The organism is Streptomyces sp. NPDC014733 (assembly GCF_043083385.1).
Taxonomy (GTDB): Bacteria; Actinomycetota; Actinomycetes; order Streptomycetales; family Streptomycetaceae; genus Streptomyces.
In genome coordinates this window covers 190,443-213,702 of sequence record NZ_JBIBYO010000001.1, presented here as the reverse complement: position 1 = coordinate 213,702, position 23,260 = coordinate 190,443, and the positions used below count along the sequence as shown (strand labels likewise).

The window sequence follows — 23,260 nt, the reverse complement described above, 5'->3', positions numbered from 1 at the left end:
CGCCATGTCCGATCTGCTGACGTTGCTGGAGGTGGGCGCCCCGGTCGCCGCACTCGGTGGCGGTGGCGCCTACCTCCGGGCAAAGCATCCGGCCGCCTTCTGGTGCACGGCCGGCCTGCCGCTCTCGACGGCCCGGCTGCTCGGTTCGTACGGCTCAACGATGGAGTCGTGCGGGCTGACCGTCCCACCGTCCCGGCTTCGCGCACTGCTCGTCCATGCGGCGACTCGGCGCGAGGTGCGGCCCGTACCGCCCCGTCGGGGTCTGATCCGACCGACCTCGACAGGGATGCGGATTCGACTCCGTCTGGCTGCGGGCCAGGAACCGGCGGACGTGGCGGCCTCGGCCGAACGTCTCCGGCACGCCTGGGGCGTCCATGCCGTGTACGTGTCCGAGGTCAAGCCGGGCGTGGTCGAGCTGCGGCTCGTCGGCTTCGATGTGCTGCGGAAGGTCCGGATGCCGCGCAAGGTCGAGGGCGGGTTCCTGAAGGTCCCGGTGGCGCTGCGAGAGGATGCGACCTCGTACGTCCGCGACTACCGGACGGTGCCGCATCAGCTCACGCTGGGCGCCACGCTGTCGGGGAAGTCGATGTTCCTGCGCCATCTGGTCGCCGGGCTCGCTCCGCAGCCGGTTGCCCTGGTCGGGATCGACTGCAAGCGGGGTGTGGAGCTGGCGCCGTTCGCTCCGCGGTTGTCAGCGTTGGCCACCGATCCGGGACAGGTGGCTGAACTGCTGCCGGTGCTGGTGCGGTTGATGGAGGAGCGGTACGACCTGATCAAGGCACGGCAGGGGATCGCGCCGGACACGCCGGACGCCGACATCACGTCCGATGTCGGGGGCCTGCCGGAGTCCGAACGCCCCGTGCCGGTGGTCGTGTTCGTGGACGAGGTGGCCGAACTCTTCCTGGTCGCCACCCGCAAGGACGAGGAACGGCGGGACGAGATGGTTACCCAGCTCATCCGCCTCGCCCAACTCGGCCGCGCCGCCGGCATCTACCTCGAAGTGTGCGGCCAGCGCTTCGGCGCCGAACTGGGCAAGGGGGCCACCATGCTCCGTGCCCAGCTCACCGGGCGCGTCTGTCATCGGGTCAATGACGAAGCCTCGGCCAAGATGGCCCTTGGCGACATCGCCCCGGAAGCCGTACTCGCCGCGTGCGGCATCGCGCCCGAACGGCCTGGTCTCGCCGTCGCCGGGGATACCTCCGGTGGCTGGTCCCGCATCCGCACGCCGTACTTGTCTCTCGCTGACGCCGCCGCTGTCTGCGCCGCCTCGGCCCACCTGGTCCCGGACGTCCCGACGCTCGATCGCTTCCGGCCTGTCGTACCGACCGGAGAGCCCGGCCCATCAATTCCGCTGGTCAAGACGCTGCCAGTGACCGGCTGATCTCACCTCCTCAACGGTTGGCGCGACCGCTTCGTGCCACGTCCCTACCCGCTCCATGCCTGAAACCGAAAGGAGGTCCGTTCATGGAGGACGAGCAGATACGCGCATCCCTCCGTCGTATTGAGACGGCCGTACGGGCCGGTGACTACGCGGCCGCGCTGGCGGACGCCCGTCGCCTCTACCTGGGTGCCACCAGCGAAGCCGAACGTGCCGAACTGCTGGCTGTACTCGGTCCTCGGGCCGTCCCGCCCACCGCATCCGCGAATGGATAGGCCGATGAGTACGTACCTCGCCCGCGTAGACGCGGTACTCGTCCAGGCCGTCATCGCCGCCGCGTTGTCCTTCGCCCACCTGCATGACATCGCGGTGGCGGCCGGACAGGACGGTTGGAAGGCGTGGGCCTATCCCGTCTCGGTGGACCTGTTGCTCATGGCGGCCTGGCGGCGGCTGCGGTCCGGCGTGGACAAGCAGGCCGGGTGGTGCTGGTTCGTCATCGCATTGGCCGCCTCGCTCGGCGCCAACATCGCCACGGCCGGCCTCCTGGACCTGCACGACGTCCCGCCCTGGCTGCGCATCCTCGTCGCGGGATGGCCTGCGGTCGCCTTCCTCGGCGGATCGCTGCTGGCGCACTCCGGTCCACAACGCGATGAGGCCGAGACAGCGCCCGAGCTGGAAGCGGAAGTGCCTGCGCCCGCCCCGGCTCCTGAAGCCGAGCCGCAGCGGCCGGAGCCCGAGTCACCCGACCCCACACCCCCCGCGCCACCGCCCGTCCCCGCCGCCCTGGTCGCCCACGCCCGCCGGATCGCCTCCGACCACCACACCCGTACCGGCGCCCCCATAGACACCACGACCCTGCGCACCCGCCTCGGCGTCCCCACGCAGCTCGCCGAAGCCATCGCCGCCCACCTCTGAAGGAGATCGCCCCGTGCGTCCGTCCACCCTCCACGCCTTACAGCTCGCCGCCGTGTTCACCCGCAACAACTGCTTCGCCGAAGCCATGGCCATCGCCGACCCCGTTATCCGCTCCGCCGATCCGGACGAGAGCCAGGAGATCGCCCGCTGGCTGACCGACCACGCCGACGACTTCACCCGCGCACCGGAGGACTGCTGATGCCCGCCCACCGCCGCTTCCGCAACGTCGCCCGCATCGGTCCCGTCCAGATCGGCTCCGCCTCCGACATGCATGGCCGGGAGAAGCACACCGCCGCATGCACCGCCCCGCGCTGCGGCTTCTCCGCCGACTACGACAGCCGCGCCGCCGCCGAACTGGCCGCCCGCACCCACCGCTGCCCCGTCCGCTGAAAGGCCCGCCCGTGACCGTCACGTTCCCCCTGGTCCTCGTCCTCGGCGTCGTCGCCTGGGCCGCGATCAAGTTCCTCGGCATCCGCATGTGGGCCGCCCTCGTGATCGCCCTCTTCGGCTTCTGGCTCGCCCACACCTTCCTCGCGCCCGCCGTGGAGTCCGGCACCCGCACCGGCGTCCACCTCGTCAACGGCAAGCACATCTAGACGACTAGCTGACAGGAGATTCGCTGTGTTCCTGAACCCGAAGTCCCCGGAAGCTCCGCCCGTCCCGACCGCCGCCGTGGTTCTCCCGCCCCAGCCGGCCCCTCAGCCCGCGTGCGCATGCCACCACGCCCCCGCCCCGGCACATGCGGTGACTCAGGCCCCGGCTCCCCACCGTCCGCTCGCCCCGCTCATCGCCACCGGCGCCGGAGCCGTGCTCGCCGTCGTCGCCGTGGGCGTCGTCCTCACCGCCCTCCTCACCGCCGTCGCGGTCGGGGCCATCTCCGTCGCCGTCTGCGCCGTCGTCCTGCGCTCGCTGCTCACCAACGCCCACCACCGCCGCTGAACGGAGGCATTCGCCCCATGCCCGCCCGCACCACTCCGCCGCTCACACACCTGGCCGCCCTGGCCTCGCTCGGCACCATGCCCGCCCTGCTCCGACAGCTCCGGGGCCTGGGCGGATGCGGCCACCCCATCCGCCTCGACGGCCACCGCACCGAGGTCCACCCCACCACCGGGCAGATCCTCTCCGAACTCCACGCCACCGACCTGCCCGCCGGTCACCTCCTCGTCCGCTGCAACAACCGCCGCGCCACCCGCTGCCCGGCCTGCGCCGAGACCTACCGCCGCGACACCTACCAACTGATCACCACCGGCCTCCGCGGCGGCAAGGGCACCCCCGAACACGTCGCCACCCACCCCCGCGTGTTCGCCACCTTCACCGCCCCGTCCTTCGGCCCCGTCCACAACCGCCCCACCGGACCCGGCAGAACCGTCCGCCCCTGCCGCTGCGGCACGCGCCACCCCGATGGCGCCGCCGAACTGGGCACCCCGATCAACCCCGAGACGTACGACTACGAAGCTGCGGTGCTCTGGAACGCCCATGCCGGCGCCCTGTGGCGGCGCTTCTCGATCTACCTCCGCCGGGAGATAGCCAAGCGGGCCGGTCTGACCCAACGGGCCTTCCGCCACCACGCCCGCATCTCGTTCGCCAAGGTCGCCGAGTACCAAAAGCGCGGCGCCGTCCACTTCCACGCCGTCATCCGTCTCGACGGCCCGACCGGCAGCGACGCCCCGCCCCCGGCCTGGGCCACCGTCGACCTCCTGACCGACGCCATCCAGGCCGCCACCGCCAAGACCACCGTCACCGGCCCGACCGTCGACGCCAGACCCCACACCTTCACCCTCGGCAAGCAGCTCGACATCCGCCCGATCCGCTCCGCCGACCTCGACGGCGGCACCGCCCTCACCGAACGCGCCGTCGCCGCCTACATCGCCAAGTACGCCACCAAAGGCGCCGAAACGGCCACCGGCACCCTCGACCGCCCCCTCAAGTTCCTCGCCGAACTCGCCCAACTCGACCTCAGCGACCACGCCCGCCGCCTGATCCGCACCGCCTGGACCCTCGGCGCACGCCGAGACCTCGAACACCTCCGCCTCCGCGCCTGGGCCCACATGCTCGGCTTCCGCGGCCACTTCTCCACCAAGACCCGCCACTACTCGACCACCCTCGGCGCCCTCCGCACCGCCCGAGCCGAATGGCGCCGCCTCCAAACCCAACCGCCCACCCCGGAGCCCGCCACCACCCTCGTCCTCTCCCACTGGACGTTCGCAGGGACCGGCCTCACGCCCGGCGAAGAGTTCTTGGCAGCCTCCCTCGCCCCAGCCCCCGGAACGGAAGGAGAACCGACGTGGCCCTGCGAAACGACGAACTCATGACCGTGCCGCAGATCCTTGCCGAACTCGGCGGAGTTTCGCGCCGAACCTTCTATCGCTGGCGAGAGCTGGGGCAAGGCCCTGCTTCCTTCAAGCTTCCCAATGGCGAACTGCGCGTGTGGCGGAGCGACTTCACGAACTGGCTACATGGATTGGAGAGGGCAGCGGCATGAAGTCGCACGACGTACGCATATGGGGAATTCGCAAGCGTCCCACGAAGAAGCCTTCGTATGACGTGCGATGGAAGGTCGGGGACAGGAAATTTTCCGACACTTTCCGCACCAAAGCCCTTGCCGACAACTTCCGGGCGAAGCTTCTGCGGGCAGCTCAGGCAGGTGAGGAGTTCGATACGGAAACGGGGGTGCCAGACTCCATGGCGCCCGCGAAGCCGTCCCTGTCCTGGTACGACTTCGCGCGTCGATACACCGCCATGAAGTGGCCGCACGCTGCGCCGAACTCGCGCGACAGCATCAACGAGACGATGACGTTGGTCACGACGGAACTCCTCGGTCAGCGGCCCGGTCGTCCCGCGGATGACGTGCTGCGTCGGGCCCTTCGGGGCTGGGCCTTCGTCGTCCAGGCGGAGGGGGACGAGGTCGAACCGCCGGTCGAGCTGGCGAACGCTCTGCGCTGGGTTGACAAGGCGTCGCTGCCCCTGGCGACGCTCAAGGAACCAGTCGATATCCGGCGCATTCTCGATTCGCTGAAGCTGACACTTTCGGGGGCCTCAGCCGCTGCTGAGACCGTACGGCGTAAGCGCGCAGTCCTCTTCAATGCGCTCGCGTACGCCGTCGAGATCGGAGAGCTTTCGGAGAATCCGATCAAGGCGGTGAAATGGAAGCTCCCGAAGATCACCAAGGAGGTTGATCGTCGCGTCGTCGTCAATCCCCAGCAGGCGAGGGAACTGCTTGCGGCCGTCTCGTACGTCGGTGGATACAAGCGGGCCCGCGGTCGCAGGCTCGTCGCGATGTTCGCCTGCATGTATTTCGGCGGACTGCGGCCGGCCGAAGCGGTTGCCCTTCGCCGTCAGGATTGCAATCTGCCGGACAAGGGTTGGGGCTCTCTGATCTTGGAAAAGAGCCGCCCCACGGTCGGTAAGCGGTGGACGGGGACCGGTTCTGTTCACGATCACCGGGGTCTGAAGAACCGGCCCGTCAATGAGACCCGCGTCATTCCGATTCCGCCTCGCCTGGGCCGCATTCTGCGCTCGCACATCGCCACCTTCGGCACGGCGGAGGATGGCCGGCTGTTCTTCAACGAGCGTGGGGGAGTGGTGGCATCGACGACCTATTGGAGGGTCTGGGACGAAGCCCGCCGCCTGGCATTCACGCCTGAGCAGGCCGCCTCGCCGCTGGCCGGGCGCCCGTACGACCTGCGGCATGCGGCGCTCTCCTCGTGGTTGAACGCCGGAGTGGACCCGACCGAAGTCGCCGAACGCGCGGGCAACAGCGTCGAGGTGCTGCTCAGTCGCTATGCGAAGTGCCTCGACGGTCGTCAGGACATCGCGAACCGGCGGATCGCTGTACTCCTGGGGGAGGACGGCGACCAGGTGGACGAGGAAGACTGACCGACGGCGGCGACTTGCGTTGCCTTGGGGGCATCTACTCAAGTAGTAGGTGCCCCTTCTGCGTGCTTGACCTGCAAGAACGGGCCGGAGATGGCCTCAGGGCTCCGTCCACAAATAGTCCGCAGCATCCGACATACGGCCGCTCACGGCGGCATCTGGCTGCACATACGCAAAGACCCCGTTGACCGCTTAAAAGCTGGTCACGGGGTCTTTTGGCACTTCAACTGAAGTGCCCCCGGCAGGATTCGAACCTGCGCACACGGCTCCGGAGGCCGTTGCTCTATCCCCTGAGCTACGGGGGCGTTTCGCCGTGTTGCTCGGCGACGGGTAGAACACTACCAGCTCCGATGGGGTGTTCCGGCACGTGTTTCCCGGGAGGGTGGTGAAGATCGTTCCGAGGGGGCCGGAGCGGGCCGGAGCAGGGCTTCTGAGGGGTCCTAGCGCATGCCGGAGGCGTCTGGGGAGCGGTCGGGGAAACGTCCCTCACACGGGGGCCGGAGTGCGGAAAAGGGGTACGCCGCCGAGGGCGGGCACCTAGTCTCGTCGTGTGCCTGGCTTGTGCGGTCGGATCCTTGTTGTGGATGACAGCAAGGGGATCCGGCAGTTGATCAGGGTCAACCTCGAACTGGAGGGCTTCGAGGTCGTGACCGCGGCTGATGGTGCCGAGTGTCTGGATGTCGTGCACCGCGTCAGACCCGATGTGGTGACCCTCGATGTCGTGATGCCGCGGCTGAACGGTCTGCACACCGCGGCGCGGCTGCGGGCCGATCCGCGGACCTGGGACATCCCCATCGCGATCATCAGCGCCTGCACCCAGGGCGAGGCGGACAGCGGCCGGTCGGTGGGCGTCGACGCGTTTCTGGGGAAGCCGTTCGAGCCGGCGGAGATGGTGCAGACGGTGGCGCGGCTGGCGCGGGACGGGCGGCGGCTGCGGGCCGGCGGAGACGCCGCCGTGGCCGACCGGTCGGCGGCCGAGCGGGCCGCCGGGATGGCGCAGGTGCGGCAGCAGCCGGGGCTCGCCGAGCACGCCGCGCACCTCGAATGCGGCGACCATCTGGACCGGCAGGACCACCTCGCTCCGCACGGCGGTGGCGAGCGGTACCACGGCTGGCGGGGCGACCGCCGCGCCTCGTCCTGAGCGGACCGCCCCGCGCACCCCGGCCGCCTGACGGGCGCCCCGCCCGCGCCCCGGTGTCCACCAGGCGAAACCTGGTCGCATGGGTACCCCCTTCCTCCCATACGCTTGTCCTGTGACCCCCGCCGAGTTGTCCCGTACCGTCCTGCGCTCCGTGCGTGGTGCCGTGGCGGAGCGGGAGCTGTCCGTGGCGGTGCCGGAGCGGGTGGTGGTGCGGCCCGCGCCGCACTCCGGGGATTACGCGTCCAACGTCGCACTGCAGCTCGCCGCGGGCGCCGGACTGCCCGCCCGTGAGGTTGCCGAGGTGCTGCGCAAGCGGCTGGCCGGCTGCCCGGGCATCGCGCGCGTCGAGGTCGCCGGGCCCGGATTCCTGAACTTCACCCTGGGGGACGGCGCACCGGCCGAGCTGGTCCGCACCGTTCTCGCCCAGGGCCCGCGGTACGGCACCGGCGGCGCCCGCCCGGGCCGCCCCGGCGTCGCGGCCACGCCGCCGTCCGGAGGCGCGCGCGGGCTCGTCGTCGCCGAGGCGCTGGCCCGGATCGACGCGGCGGTGGACGGTGCCGGGACGCTGCCGGACGGCGTCGCACCGCGGGCCGCGGCCGCGCCCGACGGCGGGCGGGCCGAGCTGGCCCGGCTCGTCGCCCGGCTCGGTGACGACGAGGCGCGGTGGGCGCTGCTGCGACCGGCCGCGCACGACCCGGTGCGGCCCCCCGAGCGGCCCACGCAGCGGGAGGAGAACCCGCGCTTCCGGGTGCAGTACGCGTACGCCCGTACCCAGGCGCTGGTGCGCAACGCCCGCGAGCTGGGATTCACGGGCGCGCCGGGCGACACCGGCACCGGGACGCCCACCGGGCCCGGCACCGGCCCGGAGGACACCGCCGGGAGCCGTACGGCCGCCAATGACACCCCGGACGCGCACGCCCTCCACCTCCTCATCGGCGGGTTCCCGGACGTCGTCGCGGCCGCGGCGCGGTATCGGGCGCCGGATCGGGTGGTGCGGCATCTGGAGGCGCTGGCCGAGGCGTATCTGCGCTGGCAGGGCGGGTGCCGGCCGCTGCCCGTCGGCGAGGAGAAACCCTCGGCCGTGCACCGCGCCCGGGTGGCCCTCGCCGAGGCCACCGGAACGGTGCTCGCCAACGGCCTCCGCCTGCTCGGCGTCTGTGCACCCGTACGACTTTGAACGACATTTGAGGGGATCCCACCACCATGAGCCGTTCCGCCCACCCCGCCGGGCCCCGGCACGCCGATGTGCTGCCCGAGGGGCACTACGCCGGGCCGCCCGCCGACCTCAACTCCCTCGACCCGCGCGTCTGGTCGCGTACCGTCCGGCGCGACGCCGACGGTGTGGTGACCGTCGGCGGACTCGATGTGAAGACGCTCGCCGAGGAGTTCGGCACCCCCGCCTACTTCCTCGACGAGGAGGACTTCCGGGCGCGCTGCCGGGCCTGGCGGGAGGCGTTCGGCACGGGCGCCGACGTGTACTACGCGGGCAAGGCGTTCCTCTCCCGCGCGGTGGTGCGGTGGCTGACCGAGGAGGGCCTCAACCTCGACGTCTGCTCCGGCGGTGAGCTGGCGACCGCGCTGGACGCGGGGATGCCCGCCGAGCGGATCGCGCTGCACGGCAACAACAAGAGCACCGAGGAGATCACCCGCGCCGTCGAGGCGGGCGTCGGGCGGATCGTGCTCGACTCCTTCCAGGAGATCGCGCGGGTCGCGCACATCGCGCAGCGGCTCGGCACGCGGCAGCGGGTGCAGATCCGGGTCACCGTCGGCGTCGAGGCGCACACCCACGAGTTCATCGCGACCGCGCACGAGGACCAGAAGTTCGGCATCGCGCTGGCCGGCGGGCAGGCGGCCGAGGCGGTGCGGCGCGCGCTCACCCTCGACGGCCTGGAGCTGACCGGTATCCACAGCCACATCGGCTCGCAGATCTTCGACATGGCCGGGTTCGAGGTCTCCGCCCGGCGCGTCGTCCAGCTGCTGACCGAGGTGCGCGACGAGCACGGCGTGGAGCTGCCGGAGATCGACCTCGGCGGCGGCCTCGGCATCGCGTACACCTCGGACGACGACCCGCGCGAGCCGCACGAGATCGCGAAGGCGCTCGGCGAGATCGTCACCAAGGAGTGCGAGGCGGCCGGACTGAGCGTGCCGCGGATCTCCGTCGAGCCGGGCCGCGCGATCGTCGGCCCCACCGCCTTCACGCTGTACGAGGTCGGCACCGTCAAGGAGCTGGAGGGGCTGCGGACGTACGTCTCCGTCGACGGCGGGATGAGCGACAACATCCGCACCGCGCTGTACGACGCGGAGTACACCGTGGCGCTGGTCTCGCGGACCTCGGACGCCGAGCCGATGCTCTCGCGCGTCGTCGGCAAGCACTGCGAGAGCGGCGACATCATCGTCCGGGACGCCTTCCTGCCGTCCGACGTGGCGCCGGGTGACCTGCTGGCGGTGCCCGCGACCGGTGCGTACTGCCGGTCGATGGCCAGCAACTACAACCACGCGCTGCGGCCGCCGGTGGTGGCCGTCGCGGGGGGCTCCGGCCGGGTCATCGTGCGCCGCGAGACGGAGGAGGATCTCCTGCGGTTGGATGTCGGATGACGAACTCGTTCGCGTGTCCGGCGCGGACGACATAAATGTCTCGGTATCCGGACGAGGTGCGGAAAGTGCCATCCGGTGCGTGAGACTGAGAAATCACCAAGAAGAAAAACGGCAGTATCGATGAAAAGCAGAGGTCGAATGATGCGTACGCGTCCGCTGAAGGTGGCGCTCCTGGGCTGTGGTGTGGTCGGCTCAGAGGTGGCGCGCATCATGACGACGCACGCCGACGACCTCGCGGCCCGCATCGGTGCACCCGTGGAGCTGGCCGGGATCGCCGTCCGCCGCCCCGACCGCGTGCGCGAGGGCATCCCGGCCGAGCTGGTCACCACCGACGCGATGGAGCTGGTCAAACGCGACGACGTCGATGTCGTCATCGAGGTCATCGGCGGCATCGAACCGGCCCGTGAGCTGATCACCACCGCCTTCGCGCACGGCGCCAGCGTCGTCTCCGCCAACAAGGCGCTGGTCGCCGCCGACGGCGCCGCCCTGCACGCCGCGGCGGAGCGGCACGGCGCGGACCTCTACTACGAGGCCGCGGTCGCCGGCGCGATCCCGCTGGTCCGTCCGCTGCGCGAATCGCTCGCCGGTGACAAGGTCAACCGCGTCCTCGGCATCGTCAACGGCACCACCAACTTCATCCTCGACAAGATGGACACCAGTGGCGCCGGGTACAGCGAGGCGCTGGACGAGGCCACCGCCCTCGGGTACGCCGAGGCCGACCCGACCGCCGACGTCGAGGGCTTCGACGCCGCCGCGAAGGCCGCGATCCTCGCCGGGATCGCCTTCCACACCCGCGTGACCATCGACGACGTGCACCGCGAGGGCCTGACCGAGGTCACCGCGTCCGACATCGCCTCCGCCAAGCGGATGGGGTGCACCGTCAAGCTGCTCGCCATCTGCGAGCGCGCCGCGGACGGCGCGTCCGTCACCGCCCGCGTGCACCCCGCGATGATCCCGCTCAGCCATCCGCTGGCCTCCGTCCGCGAGGCGTACAACGCGGTGTTCGTGGAATCCGACGCCGCAGGTCAGCTGATGTTCTACGGTCCGGGCGCCGGCGGTTCGCCGACCGCCTCCGCGGTGCTCGGCGACCTCGTCGCGGTCTGCCGCAACAAGGTCGCGGGGACCACCGGACCGGGGGAGTCCGCGTACACACACCTGCCCGTGAGCCCCATGGGTGAAGTGGTCACGCGGTACCACATCAGTCTCGACGTGGCCGACAAGTCCGGCGTCCTCGCGCAGGTCGCCACGGTCTTCGCCGAGCACGGGGTGTCGATCGACACCGTCCGTCAGCAAGGGCGGCCCGACGCCGACGGCGAGGCATCCCTCGTCGTCGTCACCCACCGGGCGGCCGACGCCGCCCTGTCGTCGACCGTCGAGGCCCTGCGGGGGCTGGACACCGTCCGTGGTGTCGCCAGCATCATGCGGGTCGAAGGGGAGTAAAGGAACCCATGTCTGCCAATTCCACCGCGTCCGCCGCGAACGGCCAGTGGCGCGGAATCATCGAGGAATACCGTGACCGGCTGCCGGTCAGCGACACGACCGAGGTGGTCACCCTGCGGGAGGGCGGCACGCCGCTCGTCCCCGCGCAGGTGCTGTCCGAGCGCACCGGCTGCGAGGTGCACCTCAAGGTCGAGGGTGCCAACCCCACCGGGTCCTTCAAGGACCGCGGGATGACGATGGCCATCACCCGCGCCAAGGAGGAGGGCGCCAAGGCGGTGATCTGCGCCTCCACCGGCAACACCTCCGCCTCCGCCGCCGCCTACGCGGTGCGCGCCGGGATGGTCTGCGCGGTGCTCGTCCCGCAGGGCAAGATCGCCCTCGGCAAGATGGGGCAGGCGCTGGTGCACGGCGCGAAGATCCTCCAGATCGACGGAAATTTCGACGACTGTCTGACGCTCGCCCGTGGACTTTCGGACAAGTATCCGGTCGCACTTGTGAACTCCGTCAACCCTGTGCGTATCGAGGGTCAGAAGACCGCGGCGTTCGAGATCGTCGACATGCTCGGCGACGCGCCCGACATCCATGTGCTGCCCGTCGGCAACGCCGGCAACATCACGGCGTACTGGAGGGGCTACCGCGAATACGCCACCGACGGCATCGCCTCGCACACCCCGCGGATGTGGGGCTTCCAGGCGTCCGGCAGTGCCCCGATCGTGCGCGGCGAGGTCGTCAAGGACCCGCACACCATCGCCACCGCCATTCGCATCGGCAATCCGGCCTCGTGGTCGTTGGCGGAGCAGGCGCGGGACGAGTCGGGCGGTTTCATCGATGAGGTGACGGACCGTCAGATCCTGGCCGCCTACCGGCTGTTGGCCGCGCAGGAGGGAGTCTTCGTGGAGCCCGCGTCGGCCGCCTCGGTCGCCGGTCTGCTCAAGGCCGCCGACGAGGGCAAGGTCGACCCCGGTCAGCGCATCGTCTGCACGGTGACCGGCAACGGCCTCAAGGACCCCGACTGGGCGGTGGCCGGTGCGCCGCAGCCCGTCACCGTCCCGATCGACGCGGACGCCGCGGCCCAGCGCCTCGGTCTCGCCTAACTCCGCAACCGCACACGTCGGGCGTACGGCGGGTCACCGGCTCCCGGAGCAGGTGACCCGCCGTGCAGCAAAGAGTGCAAAGGCTGCAAAGTCAGAAGTGAGGCACGGCTCGGCGTGCGACACGCATCGTGCGCCTCCCGTGCGCCCTATGTCGCCACAGAACCTTCCTTCGATAGGCTGGCAGCCAACTCCCCTCCGCACGGCATGACGCAGTGGTGTGCAGGGCAGGTCAGACACAGTCCTCGCCGGCCGGCCGGGCGCCTCGGCGCCGCGGTGGCGCGGGGCAGTACCGCAGTATCAATCAAGGAGAGTCATCGAGCGATGGCCGGTCCCGCGTTCCGTGCCGCCGCCGTCCGGGTGCGCACCCCCGCCACCAGCGCCAATCTCGGCCCCGGCTTCGACGCCCTCGGCCTGTCGCTGGGGCTGTACGACGATGTCGTGGTGCGGGTCGCCGACTCCGGTCTGCATGTAGACATCGCAGGTGAGGGCAGTGAAACCCTCCCGCGCGACGAGAGCCATCTGCTCGTACGCTCCCTGCGTACCGCCTTCGACCTGCTCGGTGGGCAGCCGCGCGGGCTGGAGATCGTCTGTGCCAACCGCATTCCGCACGGCCGCGGCCTCGGCTCGTCGTCGGCGGCCATCTGCGCCGGCATCGTCGCCGCCCGCGCCGTCACCATCGGCGGTGAGCAGCGGCTCGACGACACCGCGCTGCTGGAGCTGGCCACCGAGATCGAGGGCCACCCCGACAACGTCGCCGCCTGTCTGCTCGGCGGCTTCACCTTGGCCTGGACGGACGCCGGGGCGGCCCGCGCCATCCGGATGGAGCCGGCCGACTCGATCGTCCCCGTCGTCTTCGTCCCCGGGAAACCGGTGCTCACCGAGACCGCCCGCGGACTGCTGCCGCGCACCGTCCCGCATGTGGACGCCGCGGCCAACGCCGGTCGTGCCGCACTGCTCGTCGAGGCGCTGACCAGGCGCCCCGAGCTGCTGCTGGCGGCGACCGAGGACCGACTTCACCAGGAATACCGCGCCCCCGCGATGCCGGAGAGCGTGGCACTGGTGAACCGACTGCGTGCGGACGGTGTCCCCGCGGTCATCTCCGGTGCGGGCCCGACGGTGCTCGCCCTGGCCGAGGAGTCCTCGGCCGACAAGGTCGCCGCGCTGGCGGGAGAGGGCTGGGCGGCCAACCGGCTGACCCTCGACGCGGCAGGCGCATGCGTGCTGCCGCTCGCCGGGTGACCACTGCGGGTGATCGACGATTGCCGGTCTTGGGAAGGGGGAATGTTTGTTGGATCCGGTAGTGTTAACCTCAAGTCAGTACTCGACGCCTGAGTGGCGCGATGCTTCGTGTCCCTATCGGGACCACCTTTCTTCCGGGAGCCTCCCACACCGCTCGAAGCAATAGCCCGAGCAGGGATGAGCACGCTCCGGAATCGGCGTGACGGACATGGGTCACACAGCATCCCTTCGCGCCGGACCAATGAACTGATCTTTCCGCCGTATCCGGCGGGACCACCGCCCCGGCCCGGTTCGCAACACCGCGGGACCACCAGCCGGACAGCACAACGGTCGCCGAGCCAGACTGGCCGACGCCCGCTCCAGGGAAGGACCCTTCGTGAGCGACACCACCGATCTGATGGGCGTGCGCACCGATGGCAGTGCCACCGCGCCCGCCACGGACGCTCCCGCCGCGCCTGCCACCGGTGCTGCCGGCACCACGCGGCGCCGCCGTTCCGGTACCGGCCTCGACGGCATGGTCCTGGCAGAGCTGCAGCAGGTCGCCTCCGGCCTCGGCATCAAGGGCACCGCGCGGATGCGCAAGAGCCAGCTGATCGAGGTCATCAAGGAGAGGCAGGCCGCGGGCTCCTCCGGCTCCGCCAAGGCCGACGCGCCCGCCGAGACCGACACCAAGCCCAAGCGCCGTACCACTTCCAAGGCCCGTACGGGCGAGGGCGACGCCAAGGCCGCCGAGAAGCCGGCCAAGGCCGACAAGAGCGCCGACAAGCAGGCCGGTCAGCAGCAGATCGACATCCCCGGTCAGCCGGCCAGCGACGAGCAGCCGGCCGGCGAGCGCCGTCGTCGCCGCGCCACCGCGGCCGCCGGCAGCCCCGAGGGCGCGGCCGACACCAAGGCCGAGCCGAAGGGCAAGGCCGACACCGCCGTCGACGAGCGGCCCGCCAAGGGCGAGCAGGCCGACCAGCAGCACAAGGGCGGCGACCGCCAGGACCGCGGGGACCGTCAGGACCGCGGCCAGAAGGGCGACCGCCGCGACCGCCAGCAGGGTCGTCGCAACAAGAACGACGGCAACGACTCCGGCAACCAGGGCGACCGCCGTGACCGTCAGCGGGACAACCGCCACGACGACGGCGACGACTTCGAGGGCGGCCGCCGTGGCCGCCGCGGCCGCTACCGCGACCGCCGGGGCCGTCGCGGCGGGCGCGAGGACTTCGGCAACGAGCCGCAGGTCTCCGAGGACGACGTCCTGATCCCCGTCGCGGGCATCCTCGACATCCTCGACAACTACGCGTTCATCCGGACCTCCGGCTACCTGCCCGGCCCGAACGACGTGTACGTCTCGCTGGCCCAGGTCCGTAAGAACGGTCTGCGCAAGGGCGACCACGTCACCGGTGCGGTCCGGCAGCCGCGTGACGGTGAGCGGCGCGAGAAGTTCAACGCGCTGGTCCGCCTCGACACCGTCAACAGCGTGGCGCCCGAACAGGGCCGCCAGCGCCCGGAGTTCGGGAAGCTGACGCCCCTTTACCCGCAGGAGCGACTGCGCCTCGAAGGTGAGTCGGGCGGTCTGACGACCCGGATCATCGACCTGGTGACGCCGATCGGCAAGGGCCAGCGTGGTCTGATCGTGGCCCCGCCGAAGACCGGTAAGACCATGATCATGCAGGCGATCGCCAACTCGATCACCCGCAACAACCCCGAGTGCCACCTGATGGTCGTCCTCGTCGACGAGCGGCCCGAAGAGGTCACCGACATGCAGCGGTCGGTCAAGGGCGAGGTCATCTCCTCGACCTTCGACCGTCCCGCCGAGGACCACACCACCGTCGCCGAGCTGGCCATCGAGCGCGCCAAGCGCCTCGTCGAGCTGGGTCACGACGTGGTCGTCCTGCTGGACTCCATCACCCGTCTGGGCCGTGCGTACAACCTCGCGGCGCCCGCCTCCGGCCGCATCCTGTCCGGTGGTGTCGACTCGACCGCGCTCTACCCGCCGAAGCGGTTCTTCGGCGCGGCGCGCAACATCGAGGACGGCGGTTCGCTGACCATCCTGGCCACCGCGCTGGTCGAGACCGGTTCGCGGATGGACGAGGTGATCTTCGAGGAGTTCAAGGGCACCGGCAACCTGGAGCTCAAGCTCGACCGCAAGCTCTCCGACAAGCGGATCTTCCCCGCGGTGGACGTCGACGCGTCGTCCACCCGTAAGGAGGAGATCCTGATGGGCGCCGACGAGCTGGCCATCGTCTGGAAGCTGCGCCGGGTGCTGCACGCCCTGGACCAGCAGCAGGCGATCGAGCTGCTGCTGGACAAGATGAAGCAGACGAAGTCCAACGCGGAGTTCCTGCTCCAGATCCAGAAGACGACGCCGACCACGGGCAACGGCAACGACTGACGCCCGTCCGCGCGACGCCGCCACGGAGCCCCCGCACTGCCGAGTGCGGGGGCTCCGTGCCGTCCGGGACCGGATGGTGTGAACGGTCGACGACCTGTGTGTATACCTCCGTCCGGAGGTGTCCGGCTGAGACCTTTCGCACAGGAGATGCCCGGAACCGACCGCTTGGCGATCTCCGGAAACCGGCCATCACTCCAGGTCGGGAGGGGCGCGCAGACCGGACGCCGGGGCGCGTGGGCCGGTCCGCGGCCGACCGGTGCGCACAGGGCGCTGTGCAACCCTTCCGTCCGGCTCCCCGTCTCCCACGACATGACGCGCCGTGTCCGCACGGGGCGGGCGGGGGCAGCGCACACGGACCGAGGAGCACATGGGCGACAGCAACGGGACGCAGAGGACGGCGGCGAGCCGCAGCAGCCGCATACGCGCCACCGGGCGCCGCCGTAAGGCACCCAGCCGACGCCGCCGCGCCCTGACCATCACGCTCTGCGCCGGGGTGAGCTGCCTGCTGCTCACCGGCGCCGGGCTGGGCTACGTCTACTACCAGCTCAACGGCAACCTCAAGGGCATCGACATCAACGCCGCCCTCGGCAAGGACCGGCCCGACAACGTCGACAACGGCTCCCTCGACATCCTCGTCCTCGGCTCCGACTCCCGGGCCGGCAAGAACGCCGAGTACGGCGCCGACGAGGGCGGTGCGCGCTCCGACACCGCGATGGTGCTGCACGTCTACAAGGGCCACAAGAAGGCGAGCGTCGTCAGCATCCCGCGCGACACCCTCATCACCCGGCCCGCCTGCGTGAAGGACGGCAAGGAGGTGGCCGGCGCGCAGCGGGTGATGTTCAACACCGCCTACGAGGTCGGCGGCCCCGCGTGCGCCGTCAAGACCGTCGAATCGCTCAGCGGCATCCGGATGGACCACTTCGTCGAGGTCGACTTCACCGGCTTCAAGAAGCTCATCGACGCGCTCGGCGGTGTCGAACTCACCACCAGCAAGCCGATCGACGACAACTCCAGCCACCTCCACCTGCCCGCCGGACACCACGTCCTCACCGGTGAGCAGTCCCTCGGACTCGTCCGCACCCGGCACGGCGTCCCCGGCGGCGACGGCAGCGACCTGGGGCGCATCCAGCTCCAGCAGACCTTCGTCAAGGCGCTGATGCAGCAGGTCAAGAACGTCGGCGTGCTCACCAGCCCGGCCAAGCTCTACGACATCGCCGACACCGCGACGAAGACCGTCACCACCGACACCGACCTCAACTCGGTCGGCGCGCTCACCGGCCTCGCCAAGACCCTCGGCGGTATCGGCTCGGACAGCATCCACATGGTCACGCTGCCCGTGGAGTACGACAAGCTCGACCCGGCGCGGGTCGCCCCGCTGCCCCGGCAGACCGCGCAGGTCTGGGAGGCGCTGCGGCAGGACCGCGCCATCCCGAAGTCCGCGCTCAAGGACTCCGCCGGCGACAAGGGCGGCACCGGCTCGTACGTGAAGTAGGGCCCGTCGCTCCGCGCGGCCGCCACACGGCGTGGAGCGCCGGGAACGGCGGGTAGCCGCCGGGCGGCTCGGGTTTCCCCGCCGCGGGGGCGGGGAATACCCGTCGGTCCACCCCGGTTTTGGGAGATGCGACAAGTCCTGGCAGACTGGACCGTCGGCCCCGGTTCACGTGACGCAAACCCGCGGCACGACCCGGAGCACTCCCGAACCTAGGAGATTCCCTTGAAGCGCGACATCCACCCGGAGTACGTGGACACGCAGGTCAGCTGCACCTGCGGTGCGTCCTTCACCACCCGTAGCACCGTCGAGGGCGGCAGCATCCGCGCCGACGTCTGCTCCGAGTGCCACCCGTTCTACACGGGCAAGCAGAAGATCATGGACACCGGTGGCCGCGTGGCCCGCTTCGAGCAGCGCTTCGGCAAGACCGCCGGTTCGGCCAAGAAGTAGCGACCCGCAAGGCGCCGGTTGCCGGTCGCCCCTCCGAGGGGCGACCGGACCGGCGCTTTGTCGTCCAGGCCACGGACCCGGCCGGGGGTCCGGCAACGCCGCGGCTGCGCAGCCGCACCAGGTGACCGGCACCCGGAAACACCAGTCAGCTAAGGAACCCCACGATGTTCGAGGCGGTCGAGGAACTGATCGGCGAGCACGCCGGTCTGGAGAAGAAGCTGGCCGACCCCGCGGTCCACGCCGACCAGCGCGAGGCGATGCGGCTCAACAAGCGCTACGCCGAACTCACCCCGATCATCTCCACCTACCGTTCCTGGAAGCAGACCGGCGAGGACATGGAGACCGCGCGCGAACTCGCCGCGGACGACCCGGACTTCGCCGACGAGGTCAAGGAGCTCGACGCCCGGCGCGACGAGCTGACCGAGAAGCTGCGGCTGCTGCTCGTCCCCCGCGACCCGAGCGACGACAAGGACGTCATCCTGGAGGTCAAGGCCGGTGAGGGCGGCGAGGAGTCCGCGCTGTTCGCCGGTGACCTGCTGCGGATGTACCTGCGCTACGCGGAGCGGGCCGGCTGGAAGACCGAGATCCTCGAGGCCAACGAGTCCGACCTCGGCGGCTACAAGGACGTCCAGGTCGCCGTGAAGACCAAGGGCGGCGGCGGGGCCACCGAGCCCGGCCAGGGCGTCTGGGCCCGGCTGAAGTACGAGGGCGGTGTGCACCGCGTCCAGCGCGTCCCCGCCACCGAGTCGCAGGGCCGCATCCACACCTCCGCCGCCGGTGTGCTCGTCACGCCCGAGGCCGAGGAGGTCGAGGTCGAGATCGGCCCCAACGACCTGCGGATCGACGTCTACCGCTCCTCCGGCCCCGGCGGCCAGTCGGTCAACACCACCGACTCCGCGGTGCGCATCACGCACCTGCCGACCGGCATCGTCGTCTCCTGCCAGAACGAGAAGAGCCAGCTCCAGAACAAGGAGCAGGCGATGCGCATCCTGCGCTCGCGGCTGCTGGCCGCCGCCCAGGAGGAGGCCGAGCGCGAGGCGTCCGACGCCCGCCGCAGCCAGGTCCGCACCGTCGACCGCTCCGAGCGCATCCGGACGTACAACTTCCCGGAGAACCGCATCTCCGACCACCGCGTCGGCTTCAAGGCCTACAACCTGGACCAGGTGCTCGACGGTGAGCTGGACCCGGTCATCCAGGCCTGCGTGGACGCCGACTCGGCGGCCAAGCTCGCCGCCGCCCAGTAGGACCCGCACCACCCGCACGCCCGCACGACCCGGCTGGAGGAACCCGTGAACCTGCTGCTCGCCGAGGTGGCCCAGGCCACCCAGCGGCTGGCCGACGCCGGCGTGCCCTCACCGCGCTTCGACGCCGAGGAGCTGGCCGCGCACGTCCACGGCGTCAAGCGCAGCCAGCTGCACACGGTGGCCGACGCCGACTTCGACGCCCGGTACTGGGAGGCGATCGCCCGCCGCGAGGCCCGCGAACCGCTCCAGCACATCACCGGCCGCGCCTTTTTCCGCTACCTCGAACTCCACGTCGGGCCGGGCGTGTTCGTGCCCCGCCCGGAGACCGAGTCGGTGGTCGGCTGGGCCATAGACGCGGTGCGCGCGATGGACGTCGTCGAGCCGGTCATCGTCGACCTGTGCACCGGCTCCGGCGCCATCGCCCTCGCGCTGGCGCAGGAGGTGCCGCGCTCCACGGTGCACGCCGTGGAGCTGTCCGAACAGGCCCTGGCGTACGCCCGGCGCAACGTCGAGGGCTCGCGGGTCACCCTCCACCAGGGCGACGCGCTGACCGCGCTGCCGGAGCTGGACGGCCAGGTCGACCTGGTCGTCTCCAACCCTCCGTACATCCCGCTCACCGAGTGGGAGTACGTCGCCCCCGAGGCCCGCGACCACGACCCCGAGCTGGCGCTGTTCTCCGGTGAGGACGGGCTGGACACCATCCGGGGCATCGAGCGGACCGCGCACCGGCTGCTGCGGCCCGGCGGGCTCGTCGTCATCGAACACGCCGACACCCAGGGCGGCCAGGTGCCGTGGATCTTCGCCGAGGAACGGGGCTGGGCCGACGCGGCCGATCACCCGGACCTCAACAACCGGCCCCGTTTCGCCACCGCGCGCCGGGTGTCGCCATGACGGCGACCCCGACGCACGATGTATCCGTTCCGCACGAGGAGGACCGTTAAATGGCACGGCGATACGACTGCAGCGACGCGACCGACCGCGCAACCGGTCTGCGTGAGGCCGCGTCGGCCGTCCGCCGCGGCGAGCTGGTCGTCCTGCCGACCGACACCGTCTACGGCATCGGCGCCGACGCGTTCAGCGCCGACGCCGTCGGCGACCTGCTGGAGGCCAAGGGCCGCGGCCGCGGTATGCCCTCACCGGTCCTCATCGGCTCGCCCAACACCCTGCACGGCCTGGTCACCGACTTCTCCGAGCAGGCGTGGGAGCTGGTCGACGCGTTCTGGCCCGGCGGGCTGACCCTCGTCGCCACCCACCAGCCGTCGCTGACCTGGGACCTCGGCGAGACCCGCGGCACCGTCGCGGTGCGTATGCCGCTGCACCCCGTCGCCATCGAACTCCTCACCGAGTTCGGCCCGATGGCGGTCTCCAGCGCCAACCTCACGGGACACCCCTCCCCGCAGGACTGCGACGCCGCCCAGGCGATGCTCGGCGACTCCGTCTCCGTCTACCTCGACGGCGGCCCCACGCCCGCCGCCGTGCCGTCCTCCATCGTCGACGTCACCGGCCGCATCCCGGTGCTGCTGCGTGAGGGTGCCCTCAGCGCCGAGGAGCTGCGGAAGGTCGTGCCCGAGCTCGAGGTGGCCAATTGATGGCGCCTCTGGGGCGCGGCATAACGGGGTCCGGCGAGACCGCCTTCCCGTCGGTGCCGCCGTCCGGCTACGCCGCCGCCGTCCAGGCCCGCGCCGCGGCGCCGGTCGCGCCCGCCCGCTTCCGGATCCTGCACGTCAGCACCGGCAACGTCTGCCGCTCGCCGATCACCGAGCGGCTGCACCGCCACGCCCTCGACCTGCGGCTGGGCGGTGCGGGCTGCAGCGGCCTGGTGGTGGAGAGCGCCGGCACCTGGGGCCATGAGGGCGCGCCCATGGAGACGCACGCCGCGACGGTCCTCGCCGACTACGGCGCCGACCCGGCCGGTTTCCTGGGCCGCGAACTGCTCGACGAGCACGTCATCCGCGCCGACCTGGTGCTGACCGCCACCCGCGACCACCGCGCCCAGGTCATCTCGATGGGCCACTCCGCGGGGCTGCGCACCTTCACGCTGAAGGAGTTCAACCGCCTGGTCCGGGCGATAGACCCGGCCACCCTGCCGGAGCCCGACCCGCAGCTGCCCGACTACGGTCTGGTCGAGCGGGCCCGCGCCCTGGTCGGCGCCGCCGCCGCGCTCCGCGGCTGGCTGCTGGCGCCCGACCCGGAGTCCGACGAGGTCCACGACCCCTACGGCGCCCCCATCACCTTCTTCCGCTCCATCGGCGACGAGATCAACCAGGCCCTCGACCCGGTCGTCACCGCCCTCACCGGGGTCCCGGCCCGCGCCTAGCGGCCGGCCACGGGCGGGCGGCCGGGCACCCGGTGCCGCCGCCCCGGCCACCTCCACGACGGGCCCCGCGCCGCCGGGCCGGCCCGCACCCCCGGCCCCGCCCCTTCCCGGCCCGCCCGTAACCGCCTTTCCCGGCCGTCTGCCGCCCTTCTCCCGGCCCCGTGGCCGTGCCGGTACGTCCGGTGCCCGGCCGCCGCGCCCGATCGCCCTACCGCGCCTACATTGGACGTGAGTCCCCGCACGAGGCCCGGAGCGTGCCATGTCCGCCACCACCGCGTCACCCCGCAGCACCGCACCGGCCGATGCGCGCCCGGGCACCGCGCCGGACGCGGCAGCGGCCGCCGCTGCCGAGGCGTGCCCGGCGGATTTCGCGGCGCTGGCCGCCGCCGACCCGGAGATCGCCGGGGTGCTGATCGGCGAGAGCGCCCGGCAGAGCGAGACGCTCCAGCTGATCGCCGCGGAGAACTTCACCTCGCCCGCGGTCCTCGCCGCCCTCGGCTCCCCGCTCACCAACAAGTACGCGGAGGGCTATCCGGGCGCCCGCCACCACGGTGGCTGCGAGATCGTCGATCTCGCCGAGCGGATCGCCGTGGAGCGCGCCAGGGCCCTCTTCGGCGCCGAGCACGCCAATGTCCAGCCCCACTCCGGCTCCTCCGCCGTGCTGGCCGCCTACGCCGCCCTGCTGCGCCCCGGAGACACTGTTCTGGCGCTGTCCCTGCCGCACGGCGGCCATCTCACGCACGGGTCGCCCGCCAACTTCTCCGGCCGCTGGTTCGACTTCGCCGGGTACGGCGTCGACGCGGACACCGGCCTCCTCGACCTCGACGCGGTCCGCGCCCTGGCCCGTGAGCGCCGCCCCAAGGCCCTGGTCTGCGGCTCGATCGCCTATCCGCGCCATATCGACTACGCCGCCTTCCGCGACATCGCCGACGAGACCGGTGCCTTCCTCATCGCCGACGTCGCGCACCCCGCCGGACTGATCGCCGGGGGAGTGGCGCCCAGCCCGGTGCCGTACGCCGATGTCGTCTGCGCCACCACGCACAAGGTGCTGCGCGGTCCGCGCGGCGGCATGATCCTGTGCGGGGCACGGCTCGCCGAGCGGATCGACCGCGCGGTCTTCCCCTTCTCGCAGGGCGGCGCGCAGATGAACTCCGTCGCCGCCAAGGCCGTCGCCTTCCGCGAGGCGGCCACCGACGCGTTCCGCGGCTACGCCCGGCGGACCGTCGCCAACGCCCGCGCGCTCGCCGCCGCCCTCGCCGACCAGGGGCTGAGGCTCGCCACCGGCGGTACCGACACCCATCTGATCGTCGCCGACACCGCGCCGCTGGGCCTCGACGCGCAGACGGCCCGGGCCCGGCTGGCCGCCGCCGGGATCGTCCTCGACACCTGCGCGCTGGCCTGCCCGGACGGCACCGCCCGGCGTACCGGCATCCGCCTGGGCAGCGCGGCGGTGACGACGCAGGGGATGGGCGAGGCGGAGATGGTGCGGATCGCGGAGCTGATCGGGGCGGCGCTGCGCGGCGACGGTGCGGTCCGTTCGCGCACCGCGGCGCTCGTCGGCGGTTTTCCGCCGTATCCCGGCCGGAACTGAACGGGAACCGCGCACGGCTCCCGCCCGTCACAGACCGCGGGGACGGTGACGGAGGTCCGTAATCCGGCAGGTCGCCACCTGTGTGTACGGCGTGGTCGCGGACCCGCATAGGGT

At 71.4% G+C, this 23,260-nt stretch carries 24 protein-coding genes and 1 tRNA gene; 24 read left to right on the top strand and 1 reads right to left on the bottom strand.

Translation table 11 applies throughout. The features are described from left to right. The first annotated feature begins 4 nt into the window (after positions 1-4). The 10 genes from ACF1BH_RS00910 (at position 5) to ACF1BH_RS00865 (ending at position 6,169) form a co-directional block, all read left to right on the top strand. The gene (locus ACF1BH_RS00910; protein ID WP_391640254.1) at positions 5-1,381 is read left to right on the top strand and encodes an FtsK/SpoIIIE domain-containing protein; all 1,377 of its coding nucleotides are present in this window, start codon (positions 5-7) and stop codon (positions 1,379-1,381) included. 83 nt (positions 1,382-1,464) lie between these two features. Beyond that, complete coding sequence (locus tag ACF1BH_RS00905) at positions 1,465-1,653, top strand: hypothetical protein (protein WP_384589769.1); 189 nt, start codon at positions 1,465-1,467, stop codon at positions 1,651-1,653. Between the two features lie 4 nt (positions 1,654-1,657). Then, positions 1,658-2,293 carry a DUF2637 domain-containing protein gene (locus ACF1BH_RS00900; RefSeq protein ID WP_391640253.1) on the top strand — a complete coding sequence of 212 codons (636 nt, stop codon included), beginning with the start codon at positions 1,658-1,660 and terminating at the stop codon, positions 2,291-2,293. Between the two features lie 13 nt (positions 2,294-2,306). Next, complete coding sequence (locus ACF1BH_RS00895; RefSeq protein WP_391640252.1) at positions 2,307-2,492, top strand: hypothetical protein; 186 nt, start codon at positions 2,307-2,309, stop codon at positions 2,490-2,492. Next, complete coding sequence (locus ACF1BH_RS00890) at positions 2,492-2,683, top strand: mobile element transfer protein (RefSeq protein WP_391640251.1); 192 nt, start codon at positions 2,492-2,494, stop codon at positions 2,681-2,683. The genes ACF1BH_RS00895 and ACF1BH_RS00890 overlap by 1 nt, the downstream gene beginning before the upstream one ends. A gap of 11 nt (positions 2,684-2,694) precedes the next feature. Then, positions 2,695-2,889: a hypothetical protein gene (locus ACF1BH_RS00885; protein ID WP_391640250.1), complete on the top strand. Its 195-nt coding sequence runs from the start codon at positions 2,695-2,697 to the stop codon at positions 2,887-2,889. Positions 2,890-3,037: 148 nt separating this feature from the next. Further along, complete coding sequence (locus ACF1BH_RS00880) at positions 3,038-3,232, top strand: SpdD protein (RefSeq protein WP_391640249.1); 195 nt, start codon at positions 3,038-3,040, stop codon at positions 3,230-3,232. Between the two features lie 17 nt (positions 3,233-3,249). Then, positions 3,250-4,605, top strand: coding sequence for a replication initiator (locus ACF1BH_RS00875; RefSeq protein WP_391640248.1), 1,356 nt, complete (start codon positions 3,250-3,252; stop codon positions 4,603-4,605). Then, positions 4,602-4,775 (top strand): helix-turn-helix transcriptional regulator, encoded by a 174-nt coding sequence (locus ACF1BH_RS00870; protein ID WP_391640975.1) that lies wholly within the window; start codon positions 4,602-4,604, stop codon positions 4,773-4,775. The genes ACF1BH_RS00875 and ACF1BH_RS00870 overlap by 4 nt, the downstream gene beginning before the upstream one ends. Beyond that, positions 4,772-6,169 (top strand): tyrosine-type recombinase/integrase, encoded by a 1,398-nt coding sequence (locus ACF1BH_RS00865; RefSeq protein ID WP_391640247.1) that lies wholly within the window; start codon positions 4,772-4,774, stop codon positions 6,167-6,169. The genes ACF1BH_RS00870 and ACF1BH_RS00865 overlap by 4 nt, the downstream gene beginning before the upstream one ends. Positions 6,170-6,399: 230 nt before the next feature. Here ACF1BH_RS00865 and ACF1BH_RS00860 read toward each other — a convergent pair. Then, positions 6,400-6,471: transfer RNA gene (locus ACF1BH_RS00860), tRNA-Arg, on the bottom strand. 275 nt (positions 6,472-6,746) lie between these two features. Between ACF1BH_RS00860 and ACF1BH_RS00855 the strand changes: the two genes are divergently transcribed. From ACF1BH_RS00855 to glyA, 14 genes are all read left to right on the top strand, one after another. Continuing rightward, entirely contained in the window at positions 6,747-7,307 is a 561-nt protein-coding gene (locus tag ACF1BH_RS00855) for a PleD family two-component system response regulator (protein WP_391640246.1), read from the top strand. Positions 7,308-7,419: 112 nt separating this feature from the next. Beyond that, the gene (nrtL, locus tag ACF1BH_RS00850) at positions 7,420-8,484 is read left to right on the top strand and encodes an ArgS-related anticodon-binding protein NrtL (protein WP_391640245.1); all 1,065 of its coding nucleotides are present in this window, start codon (positions 7,420-7,422) and stop codon (positions 8,482-8,484) included. 26 nt (positions 8,485-8,510) lie between these two features. Then, complete coding sequence (lysA, locus tag ACF1BH_RS00845; protein ID WP_391640244.1) at positions 8,511-9,902, top strand: diaminopimelate decarboxylase; 1,392 nt, start codon at positions 8,511-8,513, stop codon at positions 9,900-9,902. Between the two features lie 138 nt (positions 9,903-10,040). Next, a complete protein-coding gene (locus ACF1BH_RS00840) occupies positions 10,041-11,342 on the top strand; it encodes a homoserine dehydrogenase (RefSeq protein ID WP_391640243.1) in 1,302 nt (433 codons plus the stop codon). An 8-nt stretch (positions 11,343-11,350) separates the two neighbouring features. Next, on the top strand, positions 11,351-12,436 hold the full coding sequence (gene thrC, locus ACF1BH_RS00835) for a threonine synthase (RefSeq protein ID WP_391640242.1): 1,086 nt from the start codon (positions 11,351-11,353) through the stop codon (positions 12,434-12,436). Between the two features lie 321 nt (positions 12,437-12,757). Then, complete coding sequence (thrB, locus tag ACF1BH_RS00830; protein WP_391640241.1) at positions 12,758-13,675, top strand: homoserine kinase; 918 nt, start codon at positions 12,758-12,760, stop codon at positions 13,673-13,675. 376 nt (positions 13,676-14,051) lie between these two features. Further along, on the top strand, positions 14,052-16,055 hold the full coding sequence (rho, locus tag ACF1BH_RS00825; protein ID WP_391640240.1) for a transcription termination factor Rho: 2,004 nt from the start codon (positions 14,052-14,054) through the stop codon (positions 16,053-16,055). Between the two features lie 367 nt (positions 16,056-16,422). Continuing rightward, positions 16,423-17,547 carry an LCP family protein gene (locus tag ACF1BH_RS00820; RefSeq protein ID WP_391640239.1) on the top strand — a complete coding sequence of 375 codons (1,125 nt, stop codon included), beginning with the start codon at positions 16,423-16,425 and terminating at the stop codon, positions 17,545-17,547. A 222-nt stretch (positions 17,548-17,769) separates the two neighbouring features. Next, a complete protein-coding gene (gene rpmE, locus ACF1BH_RS00815; RefSeq protein WP_391640238.1) occupies positions 17,770-17,994 on the top strand; it encodes a 50S ribosomal protein L31 in 225 nt (74 codons plus the stop codon). Positions 17,995-18,158: 164 nt separating this feature from the next. Continuing rightward, entirely contained in the window at positions 18,159-19,238 is a 1,080-nt protein-coding gene (gene prfA / locus ACF1BH_RS00810; RefSeq protein ID WP_030280727.1) for a peptide chain release factor 1, read from the top strand. Between the two features lie 45 nt (positions 19,239-19,283). Continuing rightward, a complete protein-coding gene (gene prmC / locus ACF1BH_RS00805; protein WP_391640237.1) occupies positions 19,284-20,129 on the top strand; it encodes a peptide chain release factor N(5)-glutamine methyltransferase in 846 nt (281 codons plus the stop codon). A gap of 50 nt (positions 20,130-20,179) precedes the next feature. Continuing rightward, entirely contained in the window at positions 20,180-20,827 is a 648-nt protein-coding gene (locus ACF1BH_RS00800; protein ID WP_030280723.1) for an L-threonylcarbamoyladenylate synthase, read from the top strand. Then, positions 20,824-21,555 carry a protein-tyrosine-phosphatase gene (locus ACF1BH_RS00795; protein ID WP_391640236.1) on the top strand — a complete coding sequence of 244 codons (732 nt, stop codon included), beginning with the start codon at positions 20,824-20,826 and terminating at the stop codon, positions 21,553-21,555. Before ACF1BH_RS00800 ends, ACF1BH_RS00795 begins: the two co-directional genes overlap by 4 nt. A gap of 259 nt (positions 21,556-21,814) precedes the next feature. Next, a complete protein-coding gene (gene glyA, locus ACF1BH_RS00790) occupies positions 21,815-23,146 on the top strand; it encodes a serine hydroxymethyltransferase (RefSeq protein WP_391640235.1) in 1,332 nt (443 codons plus the stop codon). The last annotated feature ends 114 nt before the right edge of the window (positions 23,147-23,260 follow it).